The following is a 12,920-nucleotide window of genomic DNA, read 5'->3' on the forward strand; positions in this document are numbered from 1 at the left end:
CTACTCCTTGATTATTGGTGTTGAGCCAGAAACTCCTCAACCTCTTCACGGGTTGGAATGGAGGTTTGCGCGCCAAAGCGAGTTACTGAGATCGCGGCTGCTGCGTGGGCAAACTTAATCGCTGATTCTAAAGGTAAGTCTTCCAATAAACCAGTGACTAATGCCCCATTAAACGTATCGCCCGCCGCAGTGGTATCTGTTACTTCTACGCGGAAGCCAGGAATGATTTCACCACGACCGTTTTGACTCAACCACACCCCTTTCGCACCCAGCGTGATCATGACGATTTCAATGCCTTTCGAATGCAGGATGTTCGCCGCTTCTTGTGCACTGTCATCGTCTGCTACCGTCACGCCTGTTAGCACTTCCGCTTCCGTTTCGTTTGGTGTAATCACATCAATGCAAGACAGTAATTCATCTGACAGCTCGCGAGCTGGTGCAGGGTTAAGAATCACGTTGGTCTTGGCATCTTTCGCGATTCGCGCTGCTTTCTCGATGCCGCACATTGGCGTTTCTAGTTGCATCAACAAGTAATCAGCCTGACGAATGCGCTCTAGATCGGGCTCAATCGCCTCTGCAGTCAGCTTTGCGTTGGCTTCTGCTGAGATACAAATGCTGTTCTCGCCACTGTCCGCCACTTGAATCATGGCAATGCCCGTTGGACAGTTTGGCTGCATCTTCACACCAGTGATGTCGATGCCATCCATTTTGAAGTTCTCACGAATGTTGATGCCGAACGAATCATCACCCACACACGCAATAAAACCGATGTCTGCGTTTAATCGAGCTGCCGCAACAGCTTGGTTGGCACCTTTGCCACCTGGGATAACTTGATAGTTGCGACCATGTAGCGTCTCGCCTGGGCGAGGGAAAGAAGGCACTTGAAGAACATGGTCAGCGTTTACACTACCTAACACCACTAACTTATTCATACGGTTATCCTCGGTTCTGATTGAACCCTTTATATTTGAACAGGAGTAATAGGTTTACGCTCTTTGAAAAAACGTAAGCGTATTACGATTCAACTAGATTTGATTTTCTAACGTACCGCTTTCGTTGTTTGGAATGACCCAACACACTCATTGGGTCATTCCGTTATCTTCAACAAAGAAGAATCACTGAGTCGGGAGCTAAACTTACTTAGTCACGACTTTAAGCGGAACAGGAATGTACTCCTCAACCTTCTCGCCTTTCAATACTTTCGCTGCAGTTTCTACACCCAACGCACCAATAAGATCTGGTTGTTGTGCGATCGTCGCAGCTAGCTTGCCACGGTTTACAGCAGCGATACCATCATCAGTACCGTCGAAGCCAACGATCATTACGTCTTTACCTGATGCCTGAACTGCGCGAAGCGCACCCAGTGCCATCTCATCGTTCTGAGCAAATACTGCTTGAACATCTGGATTCGCTGCAAGCAAGTTTTCCATTACGTTCAGACCTTTAGTACGGTCAAAATCAGCAGGTTGGCTTGCTAGTAGCTCCATGTTGCTGCCCTTCACTGCTGTCATGAAGCCTTCACCACGCTCACGCGCCGCAGACGTACCTGCAATACCCTCTAGTTGGATAACTTTCGCTTTCTCACCTACTTTTTCCATGATGTAGTGACCAGCCATTTCGCCGCCAACTACGTTGTCAGAAGCGATGTGGCTCACTACGTCACCACGGCTTGCTCCACGGTCTAGTGTCAACACAGGGATCTTAGAACGGTTCGCCATACGAATCGCGTTTGACACAGCGTCTGAATCTGTTGGGTTAATCAGAATTGCTTTTACGCCGCGAATCGTCAGGTCTTCGATGTTTGACAGTTCTTTACTCGGGTCATTTTGCGAGTCCAGTACAATCAAGTCATATCCCAGTTCTTTCGCTTTCGCTTCTGCACCGTCTTTCATCGTTACGAAGAACGGGTTATTCAGTGTAGAAACTACAATCGCCATTGTATCTTGAGCGTGCGCCGCTACCGATACGGTTGAAGAAAGAAGTGCAGCAGAGATAAGAGTTGCGAGTTTTTTCATCGTTCTAGTCCTTTGTGTAGGGTGAGCCAGCACACGTCCTCTGGCTCGATTTGTATTCAGGATTTAGTGGAGCTCTTTATTTTAAATATCAATTACTTGTTTTTGTTGTCTACCAGTACTGCTAGCAAGATAACCACTGCTTTCGCAATCATTTGGTAGTAAGAAGAAACATCGAGTAGGTTCAGCGCGTTGTTTAGGAAGCCGATGATCAGAGCACCAATCAAAGTTCCCATGATGCGACCTTTACCGCCCATCAAGCTGGTGCCGCCAAGAACAACCGCTGCGATTGCATCTAGCTCATAACCCATACCTGCTGTTGGCTGCGCCGAAGACAAGCGAGACGTCACGATGATGCCAGCAAGCGCTGCCAACATACCGCAGATGGCGTATACACCAATTTTCACACGGTCAACGTTGATACCAGAAAGGCGTGTAGCTGATTCGTTGCCACCAAGTGCGTACACGTAGCGACCAAAGCGAGTGTGGTTCAATAGGTACCAAGCCGCAGCAAAGACAATCACCATCAACCAAACAGGAACTGGGATACCAAGTGCGTAGCCTGTACCAAACCATGCAAATGCATCTGCTGTGTCGGTAAAGCCCGTTGAGATAGGACGACCGTCTGTGTAAACCATGGTTACACCGCGTAGTAACGTCATAGTAACCAGTGTTGCGATAAAGGCTTGAACCTTACCCTTGGCAATGATGATACCGCTGATCGCACCCAGTGCCGCACCAGCAAACAGCGCTGTCGGAACCGCAATAAGCACCGGCACTTCTAACGCAATCATGCTCGCGGCAAACGCACCACACAGCGCGAGTACAGAACCAACACTTAAGTCTATGCCTGCGGTCAGAATAACCAACGTCATACCTACCGCGATGATCGCATTGACTGAGGTTTGACGAAGAATATTAAGAATGTTGTCTACCGTAAAAAAGTTCGGGTTCAAGAATGACACAACAACAATCAAGAAAATCAGTGCAATCAGTGACTTTTGCTCAATCAGCCATTCTTTGGTGAACAACTTTTTGCTGTTCGCTTCGGTTGGTTTGCTCATGGTCTTAGTACTCATGCTGCTTCCTCATTGATCTTTCTGCCTACGGCACAAGCGAGTAGTGTTTCTTGGTCGGCGTCTTTCGCATCGAACTCGCCAGTAATACGACCTTCGTGCATCACCATGATGCGGTCACTCATGCCCAGCACTTCAGGCATCTCAGAAGAAACCAAGATGATGCTCATGCCTTCGGCTTTAAATTTGTTGATTAGCTGATAGATTTCTTTCTTCGCACCCACGTCGACACCACGAGTTGGCTCATCCAGAATCAGAACTTTAGGTTTGGTCATTAACCCTTTTGCGATTGCCACTTTCTGCTGATTACCACCAGAAAGGTTACCAATGATTTGGTCTCGTGTTGGGGTTTTGATATTGAACAACTTAATGAAGTCTTCAACCGCCAACACTTCTTCGCCATGTTGGATTTGGAAACCTTTGGTGAGTTTATCCAGTGCACACAGAGACATGTTCTCCTTCACGGATAAGCCCAGCACCAAGCCATCGCCTTTACGATCTTCAGAGATGTAAGCAATGCCATTCGCCAAGCCATCTTGTGGGCTTACTGGGTTAATAGTCTTGTTGTCTAAGTTGATAACGCCACGCTCACTCGGTAACGCGCCGTAAATCACCTTCATCAGTTCAGTACGCCCCGCACCCATCAAGCCTGATACGCCAAGGATTTCACCACGTTGAAGAGTGAAGCTAATGTCGTGAACGCCCGAGCCCGTCAAACCAATCACTTCAAGACAAACGTCACCATGCGTCACATCGATACGTGGATATTGTTCTTCCAACTTACGACCAACCATCATTTCGATGAGTCCATCTTCGTTGGTGTCTTTAACTTGGCATTCGCCGATGAACTTACCGTCACGTAACACAGTAATGTCATCACAAATTTCAAAAATTTCTTTAAGACGGTGTGAGATGTAAACGATGCCGCAACCTTGGTCGCGAAGTTCGTTAATCACTTTAAACAGCGATTCCGTCTCTTTGTCGGTTAACGCATCCGTTGGCTCATCCATGATGATGACTTTGGATTCGAAAGACAGCGCTTTCGCAATCTCCACCATTTGTTGTTCACCAAGGCTCAAATCACCAAGCAGCGTTTTTGAAGAGTGTATTACGTTAAGGCGTTGAAGCAACTTGTCTGCTTCTTCATACATCTTTCCCCACTGAATACGCCCCATAGAACCGGTAAATTCACGCCCCAGATAGATGTTTTCGGCAATCGTTAGCTCCGGGATCAAGTTCAATTCTTGGTGAATGATACTGATGCCGGCTTCTTGCGAGTCTCTTGGACCTTTAAACGCCGCTGGCTTACTTTGATATTGAATGCTTCCTGCATCCATATGGTAAATACCGGTGAGTACTTTCATCAAAGTTGACTTGCCAGCCCCGTTCTCGCCCATCAACGCCATCACTCGACCCGGGTATACATTAAGGCTGGCTTTATCCAACGCCTTAACGCCCGGGAAGGCTTTCTCGATGTCGCTCAGTTGTAGAATGGCTTGAGTCATAATTTGTCCTCAATTGGTTGTGGCTTAAAACACCACGCCGGCTTGGAAAATCACGTTCGCGTAAGGTGTGCACTCGCCTGTTCTCACAACAGCGCGGCTTTGTTCCGTGCGAGCTTTAAAATCTTCATGCGACACGTAGTTAATCGCAATTTGTTTGCCTGTTTGCTCACTTTCTTTGGTTAGCTCAGTAACAAGTGCATCATGGTGAACTGGGCTAACTTTTGCGAATTCTTCAGCAATGATGACCCCCTCAATTTGGGACTCAGATAAGATCACTCGGACGGTATCTAGAAAGCCAGGGACTCCGTGCGTCAACGCTAAATCAATGCGCTGTACATGATCAGGAATTGGCAAGCCCGCGTCACAAATGGTGATTTCGTCGGTATGACCCAGCGTCGCCACCAAGTAAGAAATTTCTGAGTTAATTAGGGTACTTTTTTTCATCTCATCGACCTTTCGGTTACACGTTCATACAACTGTGAGTGTCTCTCTTGGACTAAATTCCATATTGACAAAACACTCATCGAAACGTTTCGATGCAATAATAAAACGCCAAGAAGAATTGACCAGTCACAGATCGATAAGGTGTGAGAATGATCCGTAATTGAGTGCTAACTGATTAAGAAAAAGATATTGCGGTCACACTTCCCTATCGAAACGTTTCGATGACTTATAAAAATATGAGAAAAGTCATTGAACTGTTAATTCCGAGAGCAAACTCATTCACAACAAAAATGTGTTGAGTCAGTTTGAAATAACGAAAATATGTCTAAAGTTTGAGACTTATTCTGGTCAATCTCGTAAAAAAGCGCACACAGCATCACAAATATACGAAGGTCGTCTGACTTTAGAAAACCACCCACTTACAATTTGAAAAACACAGAAATACTATCGTCATCCGTTCGGAACCTTTAAGTAGGGAACGTTTGTAGGGACACAAACGGAAGTTGAAGAACCATAATGAAACTAAGCAATAGAGTTGTTTTGCTTGTCGCGCCAGTCATTCTTATTAGCGCGTTGGTGTCGAGTTACATCATATATAGCATTCAAAAAGTCACACTGATTAAGCGAGAAGACAGCTACATTCAGCTGCAAATGGAAAAGCTCGCGGGGCAATTTCGTCAGGCCAACATATTCCTCAATAGCTACGCCTACACATTAAGCAAAAGCGAAGTTTTACAAGACTACTTCGTCAATCATGACAATCCGTATCGTGAGCGACAGCTATTCAACCGTCTCGATGAAACCGTTGATGTATTAAGCCATGGCTACAGTGGCGATGCGAATATGGCGATCCTCGATGGCAATCAAGAACTGCTTTATTACACTGAGAACCAATTCTATGAATCCAGTGGTCGCTTCGACCCCAAGATCCTTGAATACGTAGAAACGAGTTACGCACAGCATGGCGAGGTTAGCCACACTGGCTTTATCTATAACTCCAGCGGCCAGAGCATTCTGCTTCAATACGAACTGTTTGATCAACGAACGGGCGAACACCCACCAAGCTTTGACCCACAAAATGCTTTCTTCGTTGTGGTTTCAGTCTCTCTAGAAGCATTCAATAACATCAAGCACGAGATTGAGTTCGATACCCATAGCGTCATCACCTTTTCTAACAAACCGATTATTCTGGATATCCCACTCGCACAAACCATCGAATTGCTACCCCATTTTTATGCGGTGCTCTCTCCTGCAGAGTACTTAATGTGGAACAAAGTCGATAAAGTATGGCTAGAACTGGCGCTATCATTTGGCATTGCGTCTTTCTGTACAATCACTCTGATTGTACTGATTCTCTACCGATACGTCCTAAGTCCTGTTTCTCGACTCGATAGACAGTTACGCGAAATTGAGTCAAACAAACGCAAAAATATTGAGAAGCTGAATACAGATGACGAAATAGGACGTTTGTCATCCCGCTTCTTCGATATGTATGAAGAGCTAAACAATATCTATCACAAAACAAAACGATTAGCAGAAACCGATCACCTGACTCAGTTAGCAAACCGTCACCGTTTTCACGAATTAGCGACCCGCGAACTGGCGGAACCATCAGAACAATTGTGGGTGATTTATATCGACCTTGATAACTTCAAATACGTAAATGACAAATACGGCCATGAGTTAGGCGATAAACTGCTACAAGTATTTTCCAAACACATCAAGAAAGTCTGTCAAAAGTTCACTCAACAGTACAATAGCCCATGCTTTGGAGCTCGCTTGTCTGGGGACGAATTTGCGATTCTCCTTAGTGCAAACCACAAAGACAGTAACATCCCAGATTTGTTTGCAACCGAACTACTCAAACCCATCCACAATTTGAGTCACTCATCCACAAACTCATTTCCTGTCACCTCAAGTGTTGGTATCGCCCAATACCCAAGAGATGGTGCCGATGTCGCTAAATTGCTTTCTAGTGCAGATGCCGCGATGTACCAAGCAAAGCGCGCAGGTAAAAATCAGTATGCGTACTATTCTGCCGCTCTGAATATTGAAGCGCAGCGTCGCAGCCAAATTGAGCGTGCACTGCGTAAAAACAACGTTGAAGACGAGTTCCATTTAGTCTTCCAACCTTACATGAACAGCAATGCTAACGAAATTGAAGGCTTAGAAGTTTTACTACGTTGGGAGGCGGAAGGCATTGGTTCAATACCGCCAAAAGAGTTTATTCCGATAGCAGAACAGACCGGATTATTTGAGAAAATTGACCGTTGGGTCTTCGCAAACGCGATGGAAGAATACCACCAGCTTAAGAGCATTTTTGGTAAAGACATCATTCTATCCATCAACTTGTCGTCTGCCGAACTTAATTCGCTCTCTATGGCAGAGTTTATTCACGATAAAGCGAAACTAAATGGCGTGCCAGCACATTGCATTGAGTTGGAAATTACCGAAACCTTCGCTGCGGACCAACAAGGTACTGCCCTACTCGACGAGTTGGCACAACTGGGATACAAACTCGCGATCGACGACTTCGGTTCGGGCTACACATCACTGACACAATTGGTGCAATACCCAGTGCAAAAGATCAAGTTTGACCGAGAGTTTCTTTTAACATTAATGAACACCGATAATGGACATGTCATCAAGCCAATCATTGAGCTCTGCCATGCACAGAATAAAAAAGTCACCGCAGAAGGCATCGAACACAACGTCATGCACGAATGGCTTTCATCTTATCGGTGCGACTTTATGCAAGGCTACCTGTTCGGTAAACCAATGGATAAAGAGCAGTTAAATCTCTGGTGGAAATCCGCCAATGACCAGCCATTTTCTCAATCAGATATCGCTTAGTCGAATGAGTACTCCATAAGCCAACATGACGACGTGCAAAACTCAACAAAAAAGCAGCACATCAAGTGCTGCTTTTTTAGTTTTTAGATAAGAAGTAGAACACTACATTCGCTTAAGCATGTTTAGCGTAATGTTGGCAGAATTATCCGCAGTTGCCTTTTTAAGATCCGAGTAGACAACATCTGCCGAACCATCCGCTTTGTCTGAAATCGTACGGATAACGACGTAAGGTACTTTGAACGCATCTGCTACTTGGCCTAACGCTGCTCCTTCCATTTCCACAGCCATGGCGTTGTATTCTTGGTAGATACCCGTCACTTTCACTTTGCTTGCAATGAACTGGTCACCAGATGCGATAACGCCACGGTAAACACTCTCTTTGCCAAGCGTATCAACGGCTGCATCAAATGCGTATTTTTGCAGTGTTTTATCTGCGTAAAAGTAACGCTCTTCGTAATCAGGCAGTAGACCTTTCGGCATATTGAATGCGGTTAGATCGACATCATGCTGAACCAAACGCGTAGAGACCACGACATCTAACGGGTCCAATTTAGGGTCGCTAGCACCAGCAATGCCCGTGAAGATCAGTTGGTCAACGCCGAAAGACTCAATCAGAAGTGTGGTAGTCATTGCTGCATTGACCTTACCTACGCCAGATTTCGTCACAACAACGGTTTTGCCCTCTAACTCTCCCGTGTAAAAGCGATGGCTACCAATTTTCTTTACTTGTTGGTTTTGGATTTTTGGCAATAGCGCTTCAACTTCGACATCCATCGCACCGACAATACCGATGGTCGAACCTGCAACGGAAGGAAGTGAGTACGCAGCAAGCATTAGAGCAAGAGATTTCTTCAACATGGGAATCCTGAAATGTAATACGCGCCACCAAAATGTGACGCGACGCAAATTATACAATACATTCCCAAGGTGGCAATCGTTTGCATCAATCAACTAATACTGATTGATTAAGAAATTCTCAATTAATGAGAACGACTTAGCCATTTTTACTTTTTAAAGGAGAAACAACTCGATCTTTAACCCGAATCGTCGGCATAAAATAATCGCAAGCTGCACAGTTCGCATCCGTTGGATGACCCCAAGCACCGCAAATATCAGCACTGTTCTTCTGTCTCGTAAACTGGCGACATTGTCCGCATCGATAATTCATAACTCTTCCCTGAGCAATTTAATCCTGTCGATCAATTCTGTAGAAAATTACGCTTCATTCAGCGCAGCTTCTACCGCGGCCTTAGCGTGAATCTCTGTTGTATCGTAAAGCTTAACGTCTGTGTGTTGAGGTTCAACTAACATCGCAATCTCAGTACAACCAAGAATGACCGCTTCAGCGCCCTCTTCAACTAACTTATCTATAATAGTGAGATACTGTTGACGAGAATCCTCACGCACTTCTCCTTTGCACAGCTCGTTATAGATAACCTCATGAACAATCGTTTGGTCATCTGAACTTGGAACGACAACATCAACACCAAATTTATCGATGAGTCGCTGCTTATAAAAGTCTTGCTCCATGGTAAAACGCGTACCAAGCAAACCAACCTTCTTAATGCCATCCGCCACCAGATTCTCAGCGGTCGCATCTGCAATATGAACAAGCGGTACATTGACAGCTTGCTGAATTTGGTCCGCGACTTTATGCATGGTATTAGTACAAATCAGAATGAAGTCCGCACCGCCTGCTTCCACCGATTTTGCTGCTTGCGAGAGAATCGTAGCCGTGTCGTCCCATCGACCTTGATGTTGAAGTGTCTCAATTTCGGCGAAATCGACACTGTACAAACAGACTTTTCCTGAATGTAACCCACCTAGACACGCTTTCACTTCACGGTTAATGATTTGGTAATAGTTCGCGGTAGACTCCCATGACATACCACCAATTAGGCCTATCGTTTTCATTTTCTTCCTCAATCGACGTGTACTTGAAAATCTTCACTGTAAAAAGCATCAAAGACCATTTCAATATCTCTTGGTAAAACTCGGCTTTGTGAAAGTGGTGGAATCTTATGCTGCGCGAAGAAATCGATTTCCGAAACTTCAATGTTCTCTTTAGGTTCACCAGAAACGTATTCACACAAAAAGAACATCTTATAGATGTGGAATGGATAAGGCGGCTGATAGTCATGCATCGCTCTGTCTCGAATCGCAATCAGTTTCGGGTTCGCAACCACAAAACCAGACTCCTCCAACACTTCGCGCACCACCCCACTACTTGGAGTTTCACAAACATCAGCCCAACCACCAGGTAATGTCCACCCTCCGTCTTCGCGCTCTTTTACGAGAAGTATCTTGCCATCTTTTATCACCCCAGCACGTAGGTCGACTTTGGGTGTTGGATAGCCCGCTTCAGGGATAAATAAGTTTTGAATATCGGCAACGGACTTATCGCTGATGTCAGCAAACATCTGATGAGCGATGTCTTCGACCATTTTGAATCGTTCTAGATCGTAAGCATCTTTACTGTATGCTTCCCCTGCTTGAGCAATCGCCTGGAGCTGCTTTGCCCAATCTAACCACTTCGACATACACTTCCCTTTTTCAACTTACCTTTGCAGAAGGTAGCATAACCAACTGAAAGCAAAGTTTATTTTTGACCAATTTTTCGCAAAATATTTATCCACTATATTTTGTTCACAAGATAATTCGAATATTTTCGATATTTACAATTCAATCAAAAACATTATTACTCGTCACAAATATTATTTATGGAACTTCATTTATTAAACACAGTTCTTAGCTCTGTATTTAATCGAAGATATTCACTTAATGCGACGCGATCGACTTCCGTCGAGACTGGTGCATTTATTATTGGATACCAGTTAACAGATTCCGCTTCTAAGCTCTGAATATCACCTTGCCAATTGGTCACCACATAATAGTGAATCAATTGCAGTTCTGTAGTTGGGTGATATAAAGAACATAAATAACCAAATTGAAGTGGCTTGATGTTGAGTTCTTCTTGCAATTCTCTAAACAATGTTTGTTGTTGGGTTTCGTTTAACTCCATATGGCCACCGGGTATCGCTATTGCCCCAGGGTCAGATTCCTTATCCTTTGCTCTAGTTTCCAGCAACACTTGTTTGCCCTTAACTAAGATAAATGAGACACACTCATGAACTTCCATCTTCATCGTCCTTTGATAACCGTTTTTTAGCAAACTAACATAAATCATTCCGATGATGTGAACAGCAATACTCAATAAATTGACCACATACAACAACCTAGCTGCACGTATAGTTGAATATGCGGAGTTAAGTATTCGCTTAATCTATCAATTGTCTGTAGTTGGGTAATGATTTGTTACGACTAGGATCACAGTCTAAAAAATTTTTGCACAATGCTAAGTATGAAATAAATACATTGAATTCAAACGGTATTTTTATTTCATTTATAATTAAACGACGTTTTATTAGCACCACTGCTTAGTAAATCACGGTAAACACAGTTTTATTAATTACCTAAATCGGCTAGTATTTGTCTTGAAGATTTTTAAAGTCATCGATTAACCTCTCAATGTTGATTAATATCAGCGAGTTAGTTGGCGGAACTCTACCAAATACCAAAAATGGTTCGGTAATACGTGTCACTACGCATAATAGGAAACGTTGAGAATAGAATTAAATTGATGTGCATGCTGTATTAACGATTGCAAGACGCAATCGCTGAATTTGCTACACCAAGAGTTTTATTTAGTACAAATGAAAAAGCTATTTTTATTATTGATATGGACATCGCTCTCTGTTTCGCCATTTGCCTTTGCTCATCACTCTGGCACAAAAACAGAAACCAAAGCCACTCAACAACTGGTTGAAAAAGCCTATAAGCAGGCCAATCTAAGCGGAGTCATTGATTACAAATTATTCAATGATGCATTTTTGGCTTACAAGAAAACCCCAGATCGTAAGAAATCGCTTCTTACTATTATCGACTACAGTAAACCATCTACTGAAAAGCGCTTTTATGTGGTCGACTTAGATAAAATGAAGCTGATCTTCAACACCTATGTCTCTCATGGAGTGAACAGCGGTAAGAAAACAGCAACCAAGTTTTCGAACGTCGTAAACTCTCGTAAGACGTCTTTGGGTACATTCTTAACTGACACGACTTATTATGGCTCTAACGGTTACTCACTTCGTCTTGACGGATTGACATCAGGCGTGAACGATAAAGCACGTGAGCGCTACATTGTGGTTCATGGCGCAGACTATGCGAACCCTTCTTTTATCCAAAAGAATGGGTACCTTGGCCGCAGTTGGGGATGTCCAGCCCTACCACAGAAACTCTCACGCAAAATCATCGATACCATTAAAGGCGGCAGCGTCATTTACGCAAGTGCTTAGTCGTTGTTTATCTATCTTCAAGAAAGGGAGCGGATTCGCTCCCTTTTTTATTGGTCATAAAAAACTGTTCATCTTCTCAGCATCTGGTTAGTATACGCAATCATTGACCTCGTGCGGTCCTCTTTACCAGTAGCACTAGGTCCATTAGGTTTCGTTTTGGTGAGGTTGTAGGGTTCGTTTTGCGTCATCTATTTCGTCTTATGCTGTTATTGTCACTTGCTCTATTCTCAGGGCAAATGGTTGCCGCACACGCACATGATGTTTCGACTCAGAATTTCAATACATCACAAAAACTCGCTAAACTCAGTCAGCAAGATTACGCATCGCTAAAAGCTCCTTTTCTTGAAAAGCATAGCGATAGTTCCTGGGGGAAAGACGGTTACTTTCGCTTTTTAAAACGTGACTTTCTTGGGCTATTGCCTTGTCGAAGAAATTCGGGCGATGACGGTGAGTTGCCATTAAACATCAAACCTGACTACCACTTACTCGTCGCGTTTTTGTCTCCGCCGTTGTTGGCTATCGCATTAAAAGCAACGCCTCTCCCAGATGACAATGCTTTAGACGGCAAACTTCCTTTTCACCTATCAGGGTGGAAACAAGCAAACTTGTTGTACGTTTTCAAACACGGCCGCGAATCTATGCTCGCCGTTTGACTTCACTGACTTAAAGAAGGAA

General features: G+C 44.2%; 12 protein-coding genes. 3 read left to right on the top strand and 9 right to left on the bottom strand.

From position 1 onward, the window contains the following. Positions 1-11: 11 nt before the first annotated feature. The 5 genes from rbsK to rbsD all read right to left on the bottom strand — a co-directional run bounded on the left by rbsK (position 12) and on the right by rbsD (position 5,037). Entirely contained in the window at positions 12-932 is a 921-nt protein-coding gene (gene rbsK, locus ITG12_RS21135) for a ribokinase (RefSeq protein WP_248875012.1), read from the bottom strand. A gap of 204 nt (positions 933-1,136) precedes the next feature. After that, the gene (rbsB, locus tag ITG12_RS21140) at positions 1,137-2,015 is read right to left on the bottom strand and encodes a ribose ABC transporter substrate-binding protein RbsB (protein ID WP_009704137.1); all 879 of its coding nucleotides are present in this window, start codon (positions 2,013-2,015) and stop codon (positions 1,137-1,139) included. Positions 2,016-2,107: 92 nt separating this feature from the next. Beyond that, positions 2,108-3,091, bottom strand: a complete 984-nt coding sequence (rbsC, locus tag ITG12_RS21145) for a ribose ABC transporter permease (RefSeq protein WP_005435746.1) — start codon at positions 3,089-3,091, stop codon at positions 2,108-2,110. Continuing rightward, complete coding sequence (rbsA, locus tag ITG12_RS21150) at positions 3,088-4,593, bottom strand: ribose ABC transporter ATP-binding protein RbsA (protein WP_248875014.1); 1,506 nt, start codon at positions 4,591-4,593, stop codon at positions 3,088-3,090. Before rbsA ends, rbsC begins: the two co-directional genes overlap by 4 nt. A 24-nt stretch (positions 4,594-4,617) precedes the next feature. Next, the gene (rbsD, locus tag ITG12_RS21155; RefSeq protein ID WP_042606017.1) at positions 4,618-5,037 is read right to left on the bottom strand and encodes a D-ribose pyranase; all 420 of its coding nucleotides are present in this window, start codon (positions 5,035-5,037) and stop codon (positions 4,618-4,620) included. 516 nt (positions 5,038-5,553) lie between these two features. Between rbsD and ITG12_RS21160 the strand changes: the two genes are divergently transcribed. Continuing rightward, complete coding sequence (locus ITG12_RS21160) at positions 5,554-7,890, top strand: EAL domain-containing protein (RefSeq protein WP_237303784.1); 2,337 nt, start codon at positions 5,554-5,556, stop codon at positions 7,888-7,890. Between the two features lie 102 nt (positions 7,891-7,992). Here ITG12_RS21160 and ITG12_RS21165 read toward each other — a convergent pair whose 3' ends face one another. The 4 genes from ITG12_RS21165 to ITG12_RS21180 all read right to left on the bottom strand — a co-directional run bounded on the left by ITG12_RS21165 (position 7,993) and on the right by ITG12_RS21180 (position 11,029). Further along, positions 7,993-8,748, bottom strand: a complete 756-nt coding sequence (locus ITG12_RS21165; protein ID WP_009704133.1) for a 5'-methylthioadenosine/adenosylhomocysteine nucleosidase — start codon at positions 8,746-8,748, stop codon at positions 7,993-7,995. Positions 8,749-9,105: 357 nt separating this feature from the next. After that, positions 9,106-9,804, bottom strand: coding sequence for an aspartate/glutamate racemase family protein (locus ITG12_RS21170; protein WP_038867997.1), 699 nt, complete (start codon positions 9,802-9,804; stop codon positions 9,106-9,108). An 8-nt stretch (positions 9,805-9,812) separates the two neighbouring features. Then, a complete protein-coding gene (locus ITG12_RS21175; protein WP_038867999.1) occupies positions 9,813-10,430 on the bottom strand; it encodes an NUDIX hydrolase in 618 nt (205 codons plus the stop codon). A 188-nt stretch (positions 10,431-10,618) separates the two neighbouring features. Further along, on the bottom strand, positions 10,619-11,029 hold the full coding sequence (locus ITG12_RS21180) for an NUDIX domain-containing protein (protein WP_248875016.1): 411 nt from the start codon (positions 11,027-11,029) through the stop codon (positions 10,619-10,621). A gap of 574 nt (positions 11,030-11,603) precedes the next feature. Here ITG12_RS21180 and ITG12_RS21185 point away from each other — a divergent pair. After that, positions 11,604-12,245 carry a murein L,D-transpeptidase catalytic domain family protein gene (locus tag ITG12_RS21185; protein ID WP_038868002.1) on the top strand — a complete coding sequence of 214 codons (642 nt, stop codon included), beginning with the start codon at positions 11,604-11,606 and terminating at the stop codon, positions 12,243-12,245. A 236-nt stretch (positions 12,246-12,481) separates the two neighbouring features. Further along, positions 12,482-12,898 carry a hypothetical protein gene (locus ITG12_RS21190; RefSeq protein ID WP_042600453.1) on the top strand — a complete coding sequence of 139 codons (417 nt, stop codon included), beginning with the start codon at positions 12,482-12,484 and terminating at the stop codon, positions 12,896-12,898. The last annotated feature ends 22 nt before the right edge of the window (positions 12,899-12,920 follow it).

It is taken from the genome of Vibrio sp. ED002 (assembly GCF_023277445.1).
In the GTDB taxonomy this organism is placed as follows: Bacteria; Pseudomonadota; Gammaproteobacteria; order Enterobacterales; family Vibrionaceae; genus Vibrio; species Vibrio jasicida.